The organism is Nonomuraea basaltis, assembly GCF_005893125.1.
Taxonomy (GTDB): domain Bacteria; phylum Actinomycetota; class Actinomycetes; order Streptosporangiales; family Streptosporangiaceae; genus Nonomuraea; species Nonomuraea basaltis.
The window spans coordinates 1-18,646 of sequence record NZ_VCJS01000237.1; the positions used below are offsets into that span (position 1 = coordinate 1).

Annotated in this window: 24 protein-coding genes and 1 pseudogene; 18 read left to right on the plus strand and 7 right to left on the minus strand. The window is 69.2% G+C overall.

Features of this window, described 5'->3' with window-relative positions; all coding sequences use genetic code 11:
* Nucleotides 1-175: 175 nt before the first annotated feature.
* The gene (locus tag EJK15_RS56825) at nt 176-877 is read right to left on the minus strand and encodes a FadR/GntR family transcriptional regulator (RefSeq protein WP_138718768.1); all 702 of its coding nucleotides are present in this window, start codon (nt 875-877) and stop codon (nt 176-178) included.
* A 412-nt stretch (nt 878-1,289) separates the two neighbouring features.
* On the opposite strand from EJK15_RS56825, the gene EJK15_RS56830 reads away from it, so the two are divergent.
* The 11 genes from EJK15_RS56830 to EJK15_RS56880 all read left to right on the plus strand — a co-directional run bounded on the left by EJK15_RS56830 (nt 1,290) and on the right by EJK15_RS56880 (nt 10,899).
* A complete protein-coding gene (locus EJK15_RS56830; protein ID WP_138718769.1) occupies nt 1,290-1,640 on the plus strand; it encodes an ArsR/SmtB family transcription factor in 351 nt (116 codons plus the stop codon).
* A gap of 9 nt (nt 1,641-1,649) precedes the next feature.
* Nucleotides 1,650-2,180, plus strand: a complete 531-nt coding sequence (locus tag EJK15_RS56835) for an NADH-quinone oxidoreductase subunit B family protein (RefSeq protein ID WP_138718770.1) — start codon at nt 1,650-1,652, stop codon at nt 2,178-2,180.
* Nucleotides 2,177-4,186: a proton-conducting transporter transmembrane domain-containing protein gene (locus EJK15_RS56840; protein WP_138718771.1), complete on the plus strand. Its 2,010-nt coding sequence runs from the start codon at nt 2,177-2,179 to the stop codon at nt 4,184-4,186. Before EJK15_RS56835 ends, EJK15_RS56840 begins: the two co-directional genes overlap by 4 nt.
* The gene (locus tag EJK15_RS56845; RefSeq protein ID WP_240777856.1) at nt 4,183-5,115 is read left to right on the plus strand and encodes a respiratory chain complex I subunit 1 family protein; all 933 of its coding nucleotides are present in this window, start codon (nt 4,183-4,185) and stop codon (nt 5,113-5,115) included. The genes EJK15_RS56840 and EJK15_RS56845 overlap by 4 nt, the downstream gene beginning before the upstream one ends.
* 16 nt (nt 5,116-5,131) lie before the next feature.
* Nucleotides 5,132-5,791 (plus strand): hypothetical protein, encoded by a 660-nt coding sequence (locus EJK15_RS56850; RefSeq protein ID WP_138718772.1) that lies wholly within the window; start codon nt 5,132-5,134, stop codon nt 5,789-5,791.
* Nucleotides 5,791-7,290, plus strand: a complete 1,500-nt coding sequence (locus EJK15_RS56855; protein ID WP_138718773.1) for a proton-conducting transporter transmembrane domain-containing protein — start codon at nt 5,791-5,793, stop codon at nt 7,288-7,290. The genes EJK15_RS56850 and EJK15_RS56855 overlap by 1 nt, the downstream gene beginning before the upstream one ends.
* Complete coding sequence (locus EJK15_RS56860; RefSeq protein WP_138718774.1) at nt 7,287-8,759, plus strand: hydrogenase large subunit; 1,473 nt, start codon at nt 7,287-7,289, stop codon at nt 8,757-8,759. Before EJK15_RS56855 ends, EJK15_RS56860 begins: the two co-directional genes overlap by 4 nt.
* An 83-nt stretch (nt 8,760-8,842) precedes the next feature.
* Nucleotides 8,843-9,130 (plus strand): hypothetical protein, encoded by a 288-nt coding sequence (locus tag EJK15_RS56865; RefSeq protein ID WP_138718775.1) that lies wholly within the window; start codon nt 8,843-8,845, stop codon nt 9,128-9,130.
* Nucleotides 9,131-9,300: 170 nt separating this feature from the next.
* Nucleotides 9,301-9,504, plus strand: coding sequence for a hypothetical protein (locus EJK15_RS71850; RefSeq protein ID WP_171075153.1), 204 nt, complete (start codon nt 9,301-9,303; stop codon nt 9,502-9,504).
* A gap of 322 nt (nt 9,505-9,826) precedes the next feature.
* Nucleotides 9,827-10,552 carry a carbon-nitrogen hydrolase family protein gene (locus EJK15_RS56875; RefSeq protein ID WP_138718777.1) on the plus strand — a complete coding sequence of 242 codons (726 nt, stop codon included), beginning with the start codon at nt 9,827-9,829 and terminating at the stop codon, nt 10,550-10,552.
* 122 nt (nt 10,553-10,674) lie between these two features.
* Nucleotides 10,675-10,899, plus strand: a complete 225-nt coding sequence (locus tag EJK15_RS56880) for a hypothetical protein (RefSeq protein ID WP_138718778.1) — start codon at nt 10,675-10,677, stop codon at nt 10,897-10,899.
* On the opposite strand, the gene EJK15_RS56885 is transcribed toward EJK15_RS56880, so the two are convergent.
* The 4 genes from EJK15_RS56885 to EJK15_RS71855 all read right to left on the minus strand — a co-directional run bounded on the left by EJK15_RS56885 (nt 10,870) and on the right by EJK15_RS71855 (nt 13,660).
* Entirely contained in the window at nt 10,870-11,415 is a 546-nt protein-coding gene (locus tag EJK15_RS56885; RefSeq protein ID WP_138718779.1) for a universal stress protein, read from the minus strand. The two genes, EJK15_RS56880 and EJK15_RS56885, sit on opposite strands and share 30 nt — an antisense overlap.
* A 66-nt stretch (nt 11,416-11,481) precedes the next feature.
* On the minus strand, nt 11,482-13,170 hold the full coding sequence (locus EJK15_RS56890) for a SulP family inorganic anion transporter (protein ID WP_138718780.1): 1,689 nt from the start codon (nt 13,168-13,170) through the stop codon (nt 11,482-11,484).
* On the minus strand, nt 13,167-13,502 hold the full coding sequence (locus tag EJK15_RS56895) for an ArsR/SmtB family transcription factor (RefSeq protein ID WP_138718781.1): 336 nt from the start codon (nt 13,500-13,502) through the stop codon (nt 13,167-13,169). Before EJK15_RS56895 ends, EJK15_RS56890 begins: the two co-directional genes overlap by 4 nt.
* 2 nt (nt 13,503-13,504) lie before the next feature.
* Entirely contained in the window at nt 13,505-13,660 is a 156-nt protein-coding gene (locus EJK15_RS71855; protein ID WP_171075154.1) for a hypothetical protein, read from the minus strand.
* A 205-nt stretch (nt 13,661-13,865) separates the two neighbouring features.
* Between EJK15_RS71855 and EJK15_RS76810 the strand changes: the two genes are divergently transcribed.
* The 7 genes from EJK15_RS76810 (at nt 13,866) to EJK15_RS71860 (ending at nt 17,963) form a co-directional block, all read left to right on the plus strand.
* Entirely contained in the window at nt 13,866-14,024 is a 159-nt protein-coding gene (locus EJK15_RS76810) for a DUF3073 family protein (protein WP_138718782.1), read from the plus strand.
* A 48-nt stretch (nt 14,025-14,072) separates the two neighbouring features.
* A complete protein-coding gene (locus EJK15_RS76815) occupies nt 14,073-14,207 on the plus strand; it encodes a hypothetical protein (RefSeq protein ID WP_276615548.1) in 135 nt (44 codons plus the stop codon).
* 467 nt (nt 14,208-14,674) lie between these two features.
* Complete coding sequence (locus tag EJK15_RS56905; protein ID WP_138718783.1) at nt 14,675-14,932, plus strand: hypothetical protein; 258 nt, start codon at nt 14,675-14,677, stop codon at nt 14,930-14,932.
* A gap of 2 nt (nt 14,933-14,934) precedes the next feature.
* Complete coding sequence (locus EJK15_RS56910; protein ID WP_138718784.1) at nt 14,935-15,264, plus strand: ArsR/SmtB family transcription factor; 330 nt, start codon at nt 14,935-14,937, stop codon at nt 15,262-15,264.
* 126 nt (nt 15,265-15,390) lie between these two features.
* Nucleotides 15,391-16,122, plus strand: a complete 732-nt coding sequence (locus tag EJK15_RS56915; protein ID WP_138718785.1) for a CBS domain-containing protein — start codon at nt 15,391-15,393, stop codon at nt 16,120-16,122.
* 228 nt (nt 16,123-16,350) lie between these two features.
* Nucleotides 16,351-16,695 carry an ArsR/SmtB family transcription factor gene (locus EJK15_RS56920; protein WP_138718786.1) on the plus strand — a complete coding sequence of 115 codons (345 nt, stop codon included), beginning with the start codon at nt 16,351-16,353 and terminating at the stop codon, nt 16,693-16,695.
* A 932-nt stretch (nt 16,696-17,627) separates the two neighbouring features.
* Entirely contained in the window at nt 17,628-17,963 is a 336-nt protein-coding gene (locus EJK15_RS71860) for a hypothetical protein (RefSeq protein WP_171075152.1), read from the plus strand.
* On the opposite strand, the pseudogene EJK15_RS56930 reads toward EJK15_RS71860, so the two are convergent.
* Nucleotides 17,894-18,220, minus strand: a pseudogene (locus tag EJK15_RS56930) (ISL3 family transposase); the annotation flags it as partial. The gene EJK15_RS71860 and the pseudogene EJK15_RS56930 sit on opposite strands and share 70 nt — an antisense overlap.
* Before the next feature lie 238 nt (nt 18,221-18,458).
* Nucleotides 18,459-18,646, minus strand: a 188-nt coding sequence (locus EJK15_RS56935) for a VOC family protein (RefSeq protein WP_338089952.1), incomplete at its 5' end; no start/stop codon positions are given.

Sequence of the window (18,646 nt, forward strand, 5' to 3'; positions counted from 1 at the left end):
GATGTGTATAAGAGCCAGGCCCTGCCCGGCCCCGCCTGGATCAACAAGCCCAAGACCGAAACACAGAACGAGGACGCCACAGAGAAGTCGACACAGAATTAGCCCAGCTCAACTGCCTTGATCAAATTGACAGGTACCGGAGCGTTGTCGTGAGGATGGGCTGTGGCAGCCGTGCTCACGGTCGCTTTCCTCGCCGGGATCCATCCGCTCGGATGAGCGCTGCACGGATGTCCTCCATGCAGGTGCGGGCCGCGTGCTCGGCGGCGGCAGCATCGGCGGCGGCGATGGCTCGGGCGATGCCGTCATGGGAGATCAAGGGCGCGCGCATGTGCCTGCCCGCGGTTTTGATGCTGGATCGAAGCTCACTGGAGAAGCCTGTGTAGATTTCGATCATCATCCGGTTGTGCGTCGCTTGCACCACCGCGTCGTGGAAGGCGAGGTCGAGCTCGACGAACATGCTGACATCATCGCTGTGCCAGGCGCGCTCGCGCTCGGCCAGGGTTACGTCCAGCAGGGCAATGTCCGCATGCGTTCGGTGGAGCGCGGCCAGCCGCGCAGCCTCGATCTCCAGCGCCCGCCGCACTTCGAAGATCTCCATGTGCTTGGCGTGGCGGAGGCTGCGCACGAGCACGCCCGACAGTTCGCTCCTGGACCGAATGTAGGTGCCGTCTCCTTGGCGGCATTCCAGGAGCCCCGCGTGCGTCAACGCCCGGACGGCCTCACGGACGGTGTTGCGTCCCACGCCGAGCTGCCCGGCGAGCACCGTCTCTGTGGGGATCTTGGTGCCGACCTGCCACGACCCTCCGGCGATCGCTTCGGTCAGCTGATCGATCACCTGGTCGACAAGCGACGTGCGGTGTGCCGTATGCAGACTCATCACCGCATTTCACCCTCCATGACACTCACCCGCCGGGTTTGCCGAGGTAAAGCTATGAGCAATTGCTAACATTTGCAACCGAATCTGACTGTCCTTCCGCGCTCTGGCGTTCGATGGAACGTCATCGGGCCGCTTGTCTTCCAAACGCTGACGCCGTTGACCGCATGACAGCTGCCATGCTGCAGAGCTAAGGTATTGAAGAACTTTTCAATTGCTGAGCGTGTATCGGACCGGAGGCGCAAGTGGAGGGCTTCGCCGGGGTCGTGGGCAGCATCGCCTGCGAGGATGTGCGCGCTGCGCCGCAGCCAGAAGATTCCTGCACCGCGGGTGCGCCTGCGGCAGGCGTCGAGGCGATACGGTGCCCGATCGTGGGTCACCACGTCGCGCTGCCGTTCACGGAAGCCGGTTGATCATGTCCGTTCCGCTTTATCAGGCCAAGGCCGACTTCTTCCGCACGCTCGGCCATCCCGTCCGCATCCAGGTGCTGGAGCTGCTGCAACGCGGCCCGTTGCCGGTCCGCGACCTGCTCACCTTGATCGAGGTGGAGTCGTCCAACCTATCGCAGCAGCTGAGCGTGCTGCGCCGGGCGGGGATCGTCACAGCGACCCGAGACGGGGCCACCGTGGTCTACGCGCTCAGCAGTTTGGACGTGGCCGAGCTGCTGCGGGCCGCACGGCGGATCCTCACCGACATGATCGCCGGACAGGACCAGCTGCTTGCTGAGCTGCGCGATGCCGACACCCAACCCCCCCGTCCCGGGTGAGCTCGCCGCATGATCCAGCGTGAGAGCACCAGGCAGGGAGTCATCGTGGCGAGTTTGTGGCGCAAGATCAGGAAAACGGGACGGGTGGCCGAGCCGGCGCCGGATAAACCGGTCCCCGACAACACGACTGTCCAGAGCACGGCTGCCGAGCTGGGCGGGTCGGTGCAGATCCGGCATGTGGACGCGGGGTCGTGCAATGGGTGTGAGGTGGAGATCGCTTCGGCGTTCGGGCCGGTGTATGACGCCGAACGGTACGGGGCGCGGCTGGTGGCCTCGCCGCGGCACGCGGACGCGCTGGTGGTCACCGGCCCGGTGACGCGCAACATGGAGGTGGCGTTGCGCCGCACGTTCGAGGCGGTGCCGCAGCCGCGGCTGGTGGTCGCGCTGGGTGATTGCGCGCGTAACTGCGGGGTGTTCGCGGGGGCGTACGGCGTGGCGGGGTCGGTCGCCGATGTGGTGCCGGTCGATGTGGAGGTGGCGGGTTGCCCGCCCCGGCCGGAGGCGATCGTCGCGGCGCTGCGTGGGCTGACCGGTCGATGACGGGGTCGCTGTTCGGCACGGCTCTGGGTCTGTGCGTGGTGACGGCGGTGGCTGCCTTGATCGTGCCCGCCCGTGCCCGCGCGCTCGTCGCGGGACTGGGCACCGCGGGAGCCGGCGGCTTCGGTGTGGCCGCCGGGATGACTGTCCTTACCGGAGGGCGGTGGAGCGCCTGGTTGCCGGAGCTGCTGCCGCTGGCCGGGGTACGGTTGTCGCTCGATCCGCTGGGCGCTGTCTTCGTCGCGGTGACGGGCGGGGTGACGGTGTGCGCGGCCGTGTACGCCATCGGTTATGCCCGCCATGAGGGCCGGGCAGTCCAGGCCGTGCTGCCCTTGTTCGTCGCCTCGATGCTGCTGGTGCCCGCGGCGGCGAGCGTGAGCACGCTGCTGGTGGCCTGGGAGTTGATGGCGCTCACCTCGCTGGTGCTGGTGCTCGCCGAGCACCGGCACCGCCCGGAGGTCGGGCAGGCCGGCCTGTGGTACGCGGTGATGACCCACCTGGGCTTCGCGGCGGTCCTGGGCGGCCTGGCGTTGTTCGCCGCGCAGGCCGGCGGCGAGAGCTTCGACCAGTTGCGCGGCGCCGAGTTGTCGCCGGTGGCCCGCGATGTGGTGTTCCTGGCAACGCTGATCGGGTTCGCGTCCAAGGCGGGCATCGTGCCGTTGCACGTGTGGCTGCCCCGCGCCCACCCGGAGGCACCGAGTCACGTCTCGGCGCTGATGAGCGCGGCCATGGTGAACATGGGGGTGTACGGCATCGCGAGGGTCGGCTTGGACCTGCTGGGCGGCGGAGTGCCGTGGTGGTGGTTGCTGACGCTCGCCGCGGGTGCGGCCTCTGCCCTGTACGGCATCCTGCAGGCCGCCGTCTCCTCCGATCTGAAACGGCTGCTGGGCTACTCCACCACGGAGAACATGGGCCTGGTCCTGGTCGGGGTCGGCGCGGCCGGGTTCTTCGCCGTCTCGCACGCGCCGGTGCTGGCCGCGTTGGCGTTGACGGCGGCACTGTTGCACGTGGTCAACCACGCCGGCTTTAAGACGTTGTTGTTCCTGGCGGCGGGTTCGGTGCTGCGGGCCACCGGCCTGCGCGACCTCGACGCCCTCGGCGGGCTGCGCACGCGCATGCCGGCCACCACCGCGCTGTTCGCGGTCGGCGCGCTGTGCGCGTCGGCGCTGCCGCCCGGCAACGCCTTCATCAGCGAGTGGCTGCTGCTGCAGAGCCTCATCCACGCGCTGCCGGCCTCCGGAGTGGCGGGGGCGGTGACGATGCCGCTGGCCGTGGGGGTGATCGCGTTGTCGGCGGGCCTGGCGGTGGCCACCTTCGTGAAAGCCTTCGGCATTGGATTCTTGGCTAGGCCCCGCAGCAGCGAGGCTGAGCAAGCGTCGGAGAGTCCCTCCACGATGCTGACCGGCATGGGCGTCACCGCCGCCTGTTGCGCCATGCTGGCACTGGCTCCGGCCGTGGTGCTACCCGCTCTGGCGACGGCTGTAGCGCAGGTCTTCCCGGCAGCCAACGCGGTGTCCGGTCAGGTGACGCTGCGCCTGACCGGGGTGATGGGGGCGATCTCCCCGCTGCTGATCGCGATCGCGCTGGTGGCCGCCGTGGCGCTGGTGCTGGGGGTGCTGCGGGTGGTGGCCGGCCAGCGGGCACAGTGGCGGGCACGGCGCAGGGCGCGGTTGTGGGACTGCGGCGCCGGGCCGATGACGGCCCGGATGGAGTACACCGCCACCTCCTTCGCCGAGCCACTGCAGCGGGTCTTCGACGACGTGCTGGCCCCGGAAAGCGATGTGGACGTCACCCCGGTGAAGGAGTCGGCCTATCTGGTGGAGCGGGTGCGGTTCCAGGCGCGCATCCCCGACCGGGTCGAACATCGCCTGTATGCGCCGCTCCTGGCGGCCATCAACGCGCTGGGGCGCTCGGCGCGCACGCTGGCCAACGGTAGCGTGCACCGCTACCTTGCCTACGGCTTTTACGCGCTCGTCGGCGCGCTGATCGTGCTGGCGGTGATCCGGTGACCGCACTGATTCAGGTGATCCTCGTGGTGGCCGGCGCCCCGCTGCTGGCTGGGATGATGCGGCAGATTCGGGCCCGGCTGGAGGGCCGGGCCGGGGCGGGGGTGCTGCAGCCGTGGCGGGATCTGCGCAAGCTGGCCCGCAAGCAGCCGATCGCTCCCGACGGCACCGGCTGGGTGTTCCGGCTGGCGCCGCTGCTGCTGGCCGGGACGGCGCTCGTGGCGGCCGCGGCGGTGCCGCTGGTGGCCACGGACGCGCCGCTGGACGGCGTGTCGGACCTGTTCGCCGTGGTCGCGCTGCTCGCGCTCGGGTCGGTGGCGCTGGCGTTGGGCGGGCTGGACACCGGCACCGCGTTCGGCGGCATGGGCGCCAGTCGCGAGGTGACCATCCTGGCTCTGGTCGAGCCGACCATCTTGGTGTCAGTCTTCGCCCTGTCGGTACGGGCCGGGTCGACGAACCTGGCCGCGATCGTCACATCCATGGCCGAGAACCCGTGGGCCATGTTGTCGCCGGTGAGCCTGCTGGCCGCGGCCGCGCTGGCCATCGTCACCATCGCCGAGACCGGCCGGATCCCGGTGGACAACCCTTCCACCCACCTTGAGCTGACCATGATCCATGAGGCGATGGTGCTGGAGTACGCCGGCCCCGAGCTCGCCCTGATCGAGTGGGCGTCCGCGGCTCGCCTGTCGGTCCTGCTCGGGCTGCTGGCCAGCCTGTTCGCGCCCTGGGGCATCGCCACGGCGGACGTGGGGCCCCTCGCGCTCCTGGTGGCCTGCCTCGTCCTGGTGGTCAAGGTGGCAGCGCTGGGGGCGCTGCTCGCGGCCGGCGAGGTGTTCATGGCCAAGCTGCGCCTGTTCCGGGTGCCGGAGCTGCTGGCCGGATCGTTCCTGATGGCGCTGCTGGCCGTGGCCGCGTCCTTCTTCCTGGCATGAGCGTGAGGGACCCGGCGTGAGTGATGAGATGTACGTGCTGCTGCTGGACCTGGCGTGCGGGGCGTTCCTGCTGGCCGGGGTTCTGGTGCTGTGGCGGCGTGACCTGTCGGCCATCGTGGGGTTGTTCGCCCTGCAGGGCCTCGCCCTGGCGGTCTTGGTCGTGGTGCTCGGCCTTCACCAGGGCGAGATGGAGCTGGTCGCGGTCGGCGTGGGAGTGGCCGGGCTACGCGCCGGGCTGCTGCCCTACCTCATGCGGCGCGCGCTGGCCGCCAGCGGCGAAGCGCGCGAGACGCGGCCGCTGGTGAACGTGGCCACCTCGCTGCTCGTCGCCGCGGTGCTGGCCATGCTCGCCTACGCGGTCTCCCAGCCGCTGATCGCCCTGGCGCCCAGCCCCGCCACCCAGGCGGTGCCCGTCGCGCTGACCGTGCTGCTGGTCGGCTTCTTCGTCCTGGTTACCCGGCGGCGAGCCTTGTCGCAGGTGGTGGGCTTCCTGCTGATCGACAACGCGGTCACCGCTACGGCGTTCCTGACCACCAGCGGGGTCCCGCTGGTGGTGGAGCTGGGCGTCTCGCTGGACGTGCTGCTGGCCGTGTTGGTGTTGCAGGTCCTGACCACCCGGATGCGGGCCGCGTTCGGCGGCACCGACCTCGACGAGCTCAGGGAGCTGCACGATTGATGACCCTCCCCGTGACCTTCCCCGTGGCCGTTATGGTGTTCGCACCCGTCCTGATGCCCCTGCTGGCGGCGTGCGGCTACGCCGTCCTCGGCTGGAACAGGGTCACCGCCTGGCTCGGCGCCCTGGCCGCCGCCGCCTTGCTGGCCGCGGCCGTCGTCTCGGGGATCGCCGTCTCGGGCACGGGACAGGCCGTGACGGTGGCCGGGCTGGCGCGTATGGACGCGCTGAGTGCGTTCATGCTGGTCGTGATCGGCGCCGTCGCGCTGCTGGCGACGCTGGCCAGCCCCGCCTACCTGGCCGCCGAACTGGCCGCCGGGCACACCACGCCCCGGGCGGCCCGCCGCTACGGGGTGCTCACCCAAGCCTTCATCGCCGCGATGGCGCTGGCGGTGCTGGCCTCCAACCTCGGCGTGATGTGGGTGGCCATCGAGGCCACCACGATCCTGACCGCCTTCCTGGTCGGCTTCCACCCCAGCAGACAGGCGACCGAGGCGGCCTGGAAGTATGTCGTCATCTGCTCGGCCGGGATCGTGCTGGCCTTCCTGGGCATCGTGCTCGTGCACTACGCCGCCCTGCACGCCGGCCTGACCGCCGCCGACGCTCTCGACGGCGCGGCCCTGGCCCGCCACGCCGCCGACCTCGACCCGGGCGTGATGCGCATCGCCGCGGTCCTGCTAGTGCTGGGTTTCGGCACCAAGGCCGGTCTGGCGCCGATGCACGCCTGGCTGCCCGACGCGCACAGTCAGGCGCCGGCACCGGTGTCGGCGCTGATGTCCGGCGTGCTGCTGTCGGTGGCCTTCTATGCGATCCTGCGGATCAAGGTGATCGCCGACGTGGCGCTCGGGCCCGCGACCATGCGGGTCCTCCTCGTGGCCGCCGCGCTCGCCTCGCTGGCCGTGGCCGCCGCGCTGCTGCTGGCTCAGCGGGACTACAAACGGCTGCTGGCCTACTCCAGCATCGAGCACATGGGGCTGATCGCCCTCGGCGCCGCGATCGGCACCGAGCTGGCGCTGGTGGCCGTGCTGCTGCACATCCTCGGCCACGGTCTCGGCAAGTCGGCGTTGTTCTTGTCCTCCGGCCACATCCACCAGGCCCTCGGCAGCAGCCGGATCGACGCGGCGCGCGGCCTGGCCCTGCGCTCGCCGCTGCTCGCGGGGGCGTTCGGGGCCGGGCTGCTGGCGTTGCTGGGGCTGCCGCCGTTCAGCCTGTTCGCCAGCGAGGTCGGCATCGTCCGGGCCGGGTTCGCCGCCGGTCTGGGCTGGGCGATCGCGGCGGCCCTGCTGCTCATGCTCGTCATCGTCGCCGCCATCGGCCGGCACGGGCGCCGCATGCTCCTCGGCTCGCCCGCGACCGCCGCCGCGGAGCCGCTGCCGTTCCCCCGGACCGCCGCCCTGGCGGTGATCGCGGCGCTGGTCGCCTGCGCGCTGCTGGGGATCACCGTGAGCCCGCTGGGCGACCTGCTCCACGGCGCCGCCGCCATCGCCGGAGGGACCTCATGACCCACCGCACCAGCGCCAACATCGGCTTGTCCGAGCTGGCCTCCGCCGCCGAGACGCTGCTCGCCGACGATCACCGGCTCGCGCTGGTGTCGGCCCATCAGGAGGCGCGCGGCTTCGGCATCGTCTACCTCTTTGTTGCCTCGAACCCGGACCGGCGCGCCGAGCTACGCCTTCACCTGCCGCCAGGCGATCCCGTGGTCCCCAGCATCGCCGCCCTGTCCTTCCCTGCCGGCCGCTTCGAACGCGAAGTGCACGACCTGTACGGCATCACCCCCCTGGACCACCCATTGCCGCGCCGGCTGGTGCGCCACCACCACTGGCCGCGCGGCTGGTATCCGATGCGCGCCGACGCCGGGCCGCCGCCAGCCTTCGGCGACCCGGAAGGCCCTTACCCCTTCGTCACCGTCGAAGGGCCCGGCGTGTACGAGATCCCCGTCGGCCCGGTGCACGCCGGGCTCATCGAACCCGGCCACTTCCGCTTCTCCGTCGTCGGCGAGACGATACTCAAGCTCAAGGCCCGGCTATGGTTCGTCCACAAAGGCATTGAAAAGCTCTTCGAGGGCCGGCGCCCCGCCGACGGGCTGGAGCTGGCCGAACGGGTCAGCGGCGACACCACCGTGGGCCATGCCCTGGCCTACTGCCTGGCTGTCGAAGAAGCCACCGGCACCGATGTACCGCCCCAGGCGCAGCGAGCACGGGCGGTGCTGCTGGAGCTGGAGCGCCTCTACAACCACGTCACCGACCTGGGCGCCCTGTGTAACGACGTCGCCCACGCCATCCTGCACGCCCATGCCGGACGCGTGCGCGAACAACTGCTGCGCCTCAACGACCAGGTGAGCGGGCACCGGCTGCTGCGCGGCGGCATCACCCTCGGCGGCGCCCGGCTGCGCGCCCTGCCCGACCCCACCCAGCTGGCCGGCATCGCCGCCGACGTGGCCGAGATCGTCCAGCTCGCCCTCGGCCACACCGTCGTGGCCGACCGCTTCACCGGCACCGCCATCCTCCCCCAGCAGGCCGCCCGCGACCTCGGCGCCCTCGGCTACGTCGCCCGGGCCAGCGGCCTCGGCCTCGACGCCCGCCGCGACCACCCCTTCACCGACCTCGGCCCGTTCACCCCCGCCACGCGCGGCGGCGGCGACGTGCTGGCCCGCTTCCAGGTCCGCGCCGACGAGATCGCCGCCTCCATCGACCTGATCACCCGCCTGGCCGGCGACCTCACCCCAGGTCAGACCAGCAGGCCGCTGGAGGACGGAATCTCCTCGGGTGCCGGCATCGTCGAAGGCTGGCGCGGCACCATCGTCCACCGCGTCCAACTCGCCGCCGACGGCACCCTGGCCCGCGCCAAGATCGTCGATCCGTCGTTCTTCAACTGGCCGGCCCTGCCCGTCGCCCTGTCCGGCGCGATCGTGCCGGATTTCCCCCTGGTCAACAAGAGCTTCAATCTCTCCTACGCTGGCAACGACCTGTGATCGCCGCTCCACCCAGCTTGGGCGGCGGCCGGGACACCCGGGTTACGCTGGTCTTCTCCCTGAGGCTGGGAGGAGGTGCGGGTATGACGCAGCAGTATCTCGCTGGCGAGCTGTCGCTCCTGCTGGGCCGGCTGCAAGCAGCCACTCCCGACGCCGTGGCACAGCGCGAGGTGGCGCGGCTGCGGCGCGCGGCCGAAACGGCGGCGATCGCGGCGCTGCCGTGCGTGGCCGCCCGGGCCTTGGCGCTGACCGACGCGCTGTGCTGGCACTCGCTGTCACGCGCCGACACGGTGGCGTTCTGCCGGCAGGCCAGGGTGGGAGCCGAGCTCTTCGACTTCGCCCGCTGTTCCGGCCTGCTCGAAGACGTCTAGCTTCAGGTCGCGCCCGGCAGGCACGTCGTCGGGTAGCCCGTCGCAAAGCAGGTGAGGCGCGAGCACCGCTGGCGGAACAACAAATTGACAATCTTAGCAATTGCCAAGGTTGTTGGTATGTTGAGCGTAGGCGGTCTGAGGGCCGGCAGGAGGCCGAGGAAGGCGGAAACATGGACGACTTCGCCGTGGAGATACTCGCGGTGATCAGCGTCGCCACGAAGAATCTGGACGAGGCGCGCACCACGGGTGACGATCACGGCGTGCAGATGTACTCCGAACGCGTGCGCTACCTTCTCACGGTCGCTCAACGCCACGGCGTGGACACCACGTCGTTCTCCGACGTGCGCGCGCAGATCGAAGCCGGTGAGGGATAACCCGGCCTCGGCGTTGAAAGGCCGTGCACACCGATGACGGGTATTCGATCGAGGAAGCCCACGTGATGGCCACTCCTCCCGATTGTCAGCGGCGTTCGAGGTTTCGGTTCTGCCTGGCTCATGGTCGCCGGGCTGCGGGCTTGTCGTGATGGCCGAGGACCTTGGCGATGGCCGGGGCGGGGGCCTCCGAGGGGCTCTGCACCGCCACCTCCAAGGGACGATGAGCCCCTTCTCATCAGACGGCGGCCGAGCCGGCGGGTCGCGGTCGCCCTGTCAGCCGTCCGCTCGCCCATGTCCGCCCCCTTTGAGGCCGGGAGTCCCTATGCGTCAGCCCCTGCGCATCGCCGTTGCTCAGCCCTACTGCACCCCGCACGACGTTGCCGCGAACGCCGCCGTTCACGCAGCGATGATCGAATCCGCCCAAGCCCGTGTGGTGATCTTCCCCGAGCTGTCGCTGACCGGTTACGAGCTGACCACGCCGACCATCGCCGCCGACGACCCCCGGCTTGTCCCGATCATGAAGGCCTGCGCCGGCAGCCGTACCATCGCCCTGGCCGGAGCTCCAGTCCGCGGGAAAGACAATCGTGACTACATCGCCACGCTCGTCATCGACGGCGACGGCGCTGCGGTTGCCTATCGGAAGATGTACCTGCACCCGCCCGAGTCGGACTGGTACAGCCCCGGCGAAGGCCCGGCAGTGCTGGAGGTGGACGGCTGGCGGCTCGGCCTGGCGATCTGCCGGGATTCCGGTATCGCCGAGCACGTCGCAGCGACCGCGGCGATGGGCATGGACGCCTACGTGGCCGGAACGCTGTTCTCCCTCACTGCCGGGGCACGCCGCGACGTCCGCATGCGGGCCATTGCCGTCCAGCATGGTGTCTGGGTCGCGGCGGCAAGCTTCGCCGGCGCCACCGGCGGCTATCCCATGACGTCTGGCGGCTCGGGCATATGGGCGCCGGGCGGAGCCTTGATTGCACAGTCGGGCATCCGGACCGGCGCTACCGCCCACGCCACACTGCGTCATCGCTCAGGAGCCGTGGAGAAATAAGCCGTCGTCTCACAGGACGTTTCCGCACGTCCAACCGCCGATGATCGACGGCTTATTCGCCGGCAGGCCCTCTAAGTGCTGACTTGGACGCGCAGGAAGGCCGGCAAGGATGGCGGGAGTCGGTGAGAGTCGTCTTGTGTCGGCAAATAGCGATGCCATCACCGCCCGACGGCATCCTCAAGGACGAGTATCGGCCTGCGGCGGCAGCCGTCTGTTCGCCTCCACAAGGCATGCACAGCGGATTCGGCGACAGCATCGACGCCGACCTCGACACGGCCAGCGCCTCGTGGCTCGCCGAGGACTGCGCTCAAGCTGTTTCAGGAAGGACTGGCATCGTCGGCATGTGAGGAGAAGATCCGAACCCACCAGCGCCGCAAGGGCGAGGATCCAGGTGCGGGCTCGGGCTTGTCGGCGGCCGGAACCGGCTGCACGGTGACCAATGTGGCCCGAGCGTACCGTGCGCAATAGCGGCGCGCTGAGGGCAGGATCAGGCGGCTCAGCCAGCTGCGCGTGCCGCGCCCCAGCACAAGCAGATCCTTCGCCCGGGCGAGATCCACCAGATGGCGGCCCGGATGCCCCACCCTGATGATGATCAACGCCTCGTCCGGGACCCCGCCGGCCACATCCCCGAACAACCGTGTGACCAGTTCTTGGCTGCGCTCGGCCTCATCTGGGAACAGCGTGTGGTCGTACGGCAGAGCCTCCGGGCTCGGGTAGAGGGGAGCGCGGCTGACATGCACCGCCACCAACGGCAGCCGACGCAACCGCGCCTCGGCGAGCGCCCATGCCAGCGCCCACCTGGAAGCGGGTGAGTCCTCAACGCCCACGATGATGCGAGCTCCCGAAGGCAAGTCTTCGCCCATGGCCTCCCCCTCACACGAGGCGGCGATACCTCAATGGTGCGCTGTATAGCCCGAACTGAGAAATGTTCACATCCGCACGGTCATGTCCTCGGCAGTCTGCGTGTGGCCTGTGATCAACTGACGGGCGTGCGCGATGGCCCTCGGGGTATCGGCGAAGACCAGGCCGTCGCGGCGCAGATGCTCGGCCACGCCCACGGCGGCGAGCACCTGCTCGTGACCGGGCCTGATTCCGGACAGCAGTACAGTGATCCCGCGCCGCTCCAGCCGGGTGATCGCATCCCCCAGCACCTGTGCGCCGGTCGCGTCGATGGTCGAGACGCGCGACATGCGCAAGATGACCACCCGCACATCTGACACCTCCGACAGCTCCAACAGGAAGCGGTGGGCCGCCGCGAACAGCATCGGCCCGTCGAAGCGGTAGGCGACGATGTGCTCGGCCAGCAGCCGCAACTCCTCCTCGCTGTGGTCGCCGCCGTCCAGCGGCACCTGCTCGACCCGGACCGTACGGGCCACCGCGCGCAACGCCAGCACGACCGCCACCCCGATCCCCACCGCGACCGCGCTGACCAGATCGAAGGCCACCGTCACCACAAACGTCAGCCCCATCACCAGCGCATCGCCCCGGGTCGCCCGGGCGATCGCGCGCAGCGAGCCCACCTCGACCATCCGCACCGTGGTGGCCAGCAGCACGCCGGCCAGCGCGGCGAGCGGGATCCGACCGACCAATCCCGAGGCGGCGAACACGATCACCGCCAGCACCAGCGCGTGCGTCACCGCCGCCACCCGGGAGCGGGCCCCGGAGCGCACATTGACCGCAGTTCGCGCGATCGCCGCCGTCGCCGGCACCCCGCCGAACAGCGGGACCACCAGGTTCGCGACCCCCTGCCCGAACAGCTCCCGGTCGGCGTCATGCCGCTCGCCGACGCTCATCGCATCGGCTACCGACGCGCACAACAGACTCTCCAGGGCAGCCAGCGCCGCAACAGCCAGCGCGGAAGGCAGCAGTACGGCCAGCGCCCCGACGTTCAGGAATCCCAGCGAAGGCGCTGGCAGTGTGCTGGGAAGCGAGCCGATTCTGGCAATCTCCAGCCCGGCCAGTTCCGCCGCCACCGTCGCCAGGACAACCCCGATCAGTGAGAACGGCAGTCCCGGCCGCCAGCGGGCACCGGCCAGCATCAGCGCCGCCACCACCAGTGCCATGATGACCGGCTGGAAGTCCGGGCGCGAGGCGAAGCGGGTCACCGCGTCCGCCGCCACCTGCCAGACCCGCTCCCCCTGAGCACCTGTCACGCCCAGTGCCGCCGGGATCTGCTGCAAGGCGATCACGACCGCGATGCCCGCCGTGAAGCCCTCGATCACCGAGGTCGGCATGAACCGCGCGAACCTGCCGATCTTGGCCACCGCCAGAGCCACCAGCACCACTCCGGCCAGTAGCCCGACCGTCAGCACCCCGCCCGGGCCATATTGGCTCATGATCGGCACCAGCACGACCGTCATCGCACCGGTCGGGCCGGACACCTGCAGGTTGCTGCCGCCGAACACGGCTGCCAGCACCCCGGCCACGATCGCGGTGACCAGCCCGGCCTGCGCCCCCAGTCCCGAGTTCACCCCGAAGGCCAACGCCAGCGGCAACGCCACCACCGCCACGGTCACCCCGGCCAGCACGTCCCGCCGCGGGTCGCGCCGTGCCGCCTTCCAATCAGAGGGACGAGGCAGAAAGGCGGACACATGCTTCAGCACAGCGTGCATGCTCATCGCACTCCCTGTGCCCGCAGCTCGGCCAGGAGCTCACCTTGGCCGGCCAGCAGCTGCGTCAAGATCTGTCGCGCGGCCGCCAGCAGTTCGGCCACCTCGCCGGTGGCCAGCTCATACACCACCGTGACGCCTTCGCGGCTGGCCGTGACAATCCCCGCCCGGCGCAGCACGCTCAGCTGCTGCGACAGGCTGGACGCCTCAATGTCGATCTCGTTGAGCAGGTCGCGAACCGGCCGCGGACCATCATGCAAGAGCTCCAGCACGCGGATGCGCACGGGATGGCCGAGCGTTCGGAAGAACTCCGCCTTGGCCTGGTAGAGCGGAACCGTCACGATCACGCCACCTCGATGCCGTGCCGCCCGGCGATCCGCGGCGGCCGGTTCTCCAGCCGCCCGGTCGGCCCCGGCACCGTGTGGCCGTCCGAGCCTTGACCTGGACCGGTCTCGACCTCGTCGATCCGGGCGCGCAGATCCTTCGCGAACACGCTCAAGCCCTCACTCCTCAACCACACAGATGTCCCTGCGGCCCTCGCTGGGCACACAAGCACTTCATGATGAAGGAAATTGAAGAATTCTTCAAATTACGATGATTTGATGTCGCTGGGGGCGCGGCGGTAGCATCAGTGCCGTGCAAGAGAGATGGACATAGTCCACAAAACGGCGGGCCGGGGTGGCCCCTCGTGAAGGAGGGCAGGCATGGGACGAGGACGAGCCAAGGCCAAGCAGACCAAGGTGGCGCGCGAACTGAAGTACGCCGACCACGGGATCGATCTTGAACGCCTGCGCACAGAACTCGTCTCCGACAGCGACGCTGACGAGAACCGACGGCATCCGTCCGAGGACGAGCAGGACTAGGCGGCCACGTTCTACCGCAAATCGCTGGAAGAACGCATCGCCGACCGCGTGGCCACGCGCAAGCCCCTCGAAGAGGGCAAGACCTTCGAACACGGCCCGGCCAAGTTCGTCTTCGTCTCCCTGATCGTCGCGGTGGTCGTGATGCACGTGGTGGGCCTCGCCATCGTGATGCACTTCACCTGACACCCGCGCCAGCCCTGTCTCCCGGCATGGGCCGGCAAGCCACACCGCTGGTGTGCTCCTTGGTCTCAGCAGGACCTGCGCGCCATCGTGCTCCTGGCGCTGATCGTGCGATGCGGAGCCGCCCCGCATCCGATCATGTCCGGGACCCGTTGAGGACCGCTCCCGCCCTGAGGGGATCGTGGTCGAGGTCACGGACCAGCAGCGCGCGTGATCACGTGCCTGCTCGTCTCCATGCCGCCCCCTGCTGATGGCGACCTCCGACTCCAGACCCCCTCCAAAGACGCCGCCCGCGCCTCCTGCAGGCAGATTCACATCGACTTGGCTGGCTCACTTCATGCGTCTTCGCGGCGAGCCGGTGCAGCGTTCACGCCTGCGTAATGAACGGTCCCCACACACTCGGACAGGTTACGGACAGTAAGATAACGGCAAGTGAATTGATAACCTTAGCAATTGCCAACATCATTGGTATGTTGAGCGCGGACAGGCCGTCGGGCCTGCACGAGCCCGCGGGAGGCGGCTACGTGGACGACTTCGCCATTGAGGTGCTCACGGTGATCAGCGCCGCCACCAAAAGGCTGAACGACGCTCGCACCGTGGGCGACGACCATGGCGTGCGGGTGTACTCCGAACGTGTGCGCTACCTGCTCACGGTCGCTCAACGCCACGGCGTGGACACCACGTCGTTGTCCGTGGTGCGCGAACGCCTCGAGGCCGGCGAGGCGTAATCGTGGCGATCCCGCCAGCGCAAGCCAAGGCTGATCTGTTCCGTGCTTTGGCGCACCCTCTGCGGCTCCGTGTCGTCCGGTTGCTCACCGATGGTCCATGCCGGGTGCGGGAGTTGCTGGCCGAGGTCGATGTCGAACCCTCCTGCCTGTCGCAGCAGCTGGCGATACTGCGGGGTGCCGGGGTCGTCACCGCCAGCCGCAGCGGCGGAACGGTGGTGTACACGTTGGCCAGCCCGCACACTGCGGGCCTGCTGCACGCAGCGCGCCGGGCACTCTTCGCGATCGTGACCAGACAGATCCCGATGGAGGAACACAGCGATCATGCCGGGTGAAGGAGGGGCCTTGCCGAAGAGTGCTTCCGGGCCCGAGCAGGCACGCCGGCGCCCTCCCGGCTTGTTCAAGGTGAACCACTGGGTCGAGCAGATCGCCGAGCTCACCCAGCCCGAGCGGATCTCGTGGTGCGACGGCTCACCGGCTGGATGGGCGAGGAGGTGCTCACCATGAAGAGAACTCACGTGCACGAGGTCATGACAGCAGATGTGGTCACGGTGCGCGTCACGACCTCATTGACCGAGATCGTGGCACTGCTGTACACCAACGGCATCAGCGGCGTGCCCGTGCTGGACTGGTCCGACAGAGTCTGCGGCGTGATCTCGGGAGCCGATCTCGCAGGCAGGCAAACCACTGACGCCCCGACCGATAACCCCTGGGCCGCGCCCGCCGCCGGCGACCTCAGATCGCCTCACCTGTCCAAGACCGCCCTGGGATTGATGACGGCACCCGCTCTCACCATCGATCCACTGGCCACCGCCGAAGCGGCCGTGCGCATGCTGGCGCGTCATCGCATCGGCCGGCTGCCAGTCGTCGACACCCGCACCAAGCGCCTGACGGGCATCGTGACCCGCTCCGATCTGCTGCAGATCCGTTCGCGTCCCGACGTGGACATCAAGGCAGAGATCACGCTCGAAGTGCTCTCCCGCATGCCCGGCCTCGACCCGCACGACCTGGGCGTATGGGTGCGCAACGGAGTGGTCACCGTTCACGGGCAGCTTGAGCGCAGATCCGCGATCGCCGGCCTGGTGGAAGGGATCGGCCAGATCGAGGGAGTGGTCCGCGTGGTGGAAAGCATCGACTGCGACATCAATGACGCGGCGCCGGCACCGGCGCAGACGATCCAATGGGGCGGGTGAGGTGGCCACCACAGCACAAGAGGCGACCAGCATCGCGGGCGGTGCTGCGGGGAGCCGGGTCTCACCTGGGGAATGCTGCGAGCCCCGCTCCCCGCAGTTGCTAAGATTGGCAATTGCTGAGAATGTTGAGAAGTGTCAGCCGGTGCCCGGCCAGGTGATCGGTGGATCGGCGGCACTGGTGTTCAGGGGTCACCTGACCCGCCGATGGGCCCATGACAGGGAGAGGCTGTGGCTAGCGCACCGCTGTATCAGCTGAAAGCCGAGTTCTTCAAGACGCTCGGCCACCCGGCACGCATCCGGGTGCTCGAGCTGCTCAGCGAGCGTGAGCACTCGGTCGCCGACATGCTCCCTGAGGTGGGTATCGAACCGGCGCACCTGTCCCAGCAGCTGGCGGTGCTGCGGCGGGCCAACCTCGTGGTGGCCCGGAAAGAGGGGGCCACGGTCTTCTATTCCATCACCAGCCCGCAGGTCGCCGAGCTCATGGCGGTGGCGCGCTCCATTCTCACGGGCGTGCTATCCGGCCAGGCCGAACTGCTGGAGGACCTGCGCGCCTCGGTTCCCGAAGGAACCTGAAGGCGCCTTTGAGACGACGGGCGGTCGATGGTCTCGGTAGCCCTATCGACCGCCCGTCCCCACGCCACCACATCCGGGGCCGCCGTCAGCGCGCGGACCGTCCCTTTCCTTCCCATCACCCGGCCGCCGCGGCGTCGGCACACCTGGCAGGAGTGATCTCCCTGACCACCTGGCTGTCACCGGCGGGATTCGAGCTCCAAGCTCACCGCTCGCCGCCCCTCGATCGCGGCCTTGATCCTCCCTCTGACAGCCCGGGCGCCCGCCGCTGATGCCGCCCTTCGGTGGCGAGTTCGCCGCCGAAGGGCGGCATCCAAAGAGCGCCGCTCATGACCCTTGCTTCCCAACACTGAGGACATTTGATACCTTGTTAATTGCTAACTTTGGCAAGTAGTAAGATATTCATGTGAAGAGAGGTGGACAGATGAAGGTTCTTCTCTGCCTGCAGTGCCGCCGACTTCATCGCCCGGCCGCGGTGCTCCACGGCCGCTGCCCCGCCTGCGGAAGCGCCCGGCTGCTCGGATATGCCGGCCGGGCCTTCGTTCGCCCCCTCAGCCCCGTCAAGAACCTCCGTTCACGTCAGGAATCGGCGACGTGACATTCCGCTGGGCACATGAAGTGCAAGCGGAGGCGGAGATCTTGCGCCTGTCCGGCCACTTCGGTTTCACGACTCCGGACCTCGATCAGCTGAGCCATGCCCTGACCCATCACGACTTGCCCCTCATCCTCGATCTCACCGAGCTGGAAGGATGGGGACACACCGGACGCGACGCGGTCGTCCACATCGTCCGACACCTGACAAGCCGCCGCCCGACCACCGTGCGCGCGCCACGCGACGGACTCACCTTGTGGGCCCTGCGCGACGCCGGCCTCACCCCGCCCTTGCCGCCCGAGCGCAGTGGACAACCACGACCTGCCCCTTAAAGAGGCGCCCGGTGTCCACGACGCCGAAGACCACGCGCGTGCTGGCCGAGCACATCGTCGCCTTCCGGCTGGACGGGCCGCTGTTCTTCGCCGCCCACCGCTTCCTGCCCGCCTGGACGCGGCCGGGCAAGTGTTCGTCACTACCCCGAGGCCATCGCCGCCGCCCGCGCGCACCTGGCCAGAGCCGGCATCCTGCCTTCGCCCCAAGCGTCGGCGAACGGGCAGTCGCCCAGTGCCTGCCAGACCACAAGCCTGGCCCAGCTGGGCCGATCAAGCGTCGCGTCGAGATGCGCGCCGAGGGAGTTGTGTCCTGGCGCCACACGTGCCCGCGGCCGCCGCACCGGTAACGGCGGATCGTGACCAGCAGCGTCGTGGGACGTCACCCGAACGGCTCGTGAGCAAGGCGCCTGGTCACGGTGTCCCGCGGCGATCCCTCCGACCCGCAGCGCCGGCACCACTGGTCAGGTTCAACGACATGGCAGGCGAGGAGGGCACGGTCGGGGTCGAGTCGTTGGCCGGTGACCTCGAGTCCGAGTTCGTCGAGTCGGCAGAAGGTGGTCAGACCAGCGCAGGCGAAGCCCGCGCCGACGGTAGCGTCGGGCACGTCGAGGCCTTCCGGATGGGCGGCGTAGGAACCTCTATCCTTGGGAGACCTCGACCTCTATCGGGCCCTCGACGCGCCGAACCATGACCGCCCGGCCTCGACGTCACGCTCCGTCCACCCCACGTGTGAAGAGCCGGAAAGTGATCATCCTGGGTGAACAAACGTCGCCTGGATTCTCGAGCCTCGGGCGCAACCTCGGTCTTTGGGGGCCGGTGATCGTCCGGTGGCGTTTGGCCTGTCAGGCGCGATCGTGGAGAGTGATCTGGTAGCCGTCGGGGTCGGCGAAGGTGAATGTCCGACCGAAGGGGCCGTCGATCGGTGCGGAGACGATGGTGTGACCGTCGGCGACCAGAGCATCGTGAATGGCTTGGACGTCTGTGGCGTGGAGCCAGATCGCGGCACCGATGCCGGGCTGAGCAGCGGATG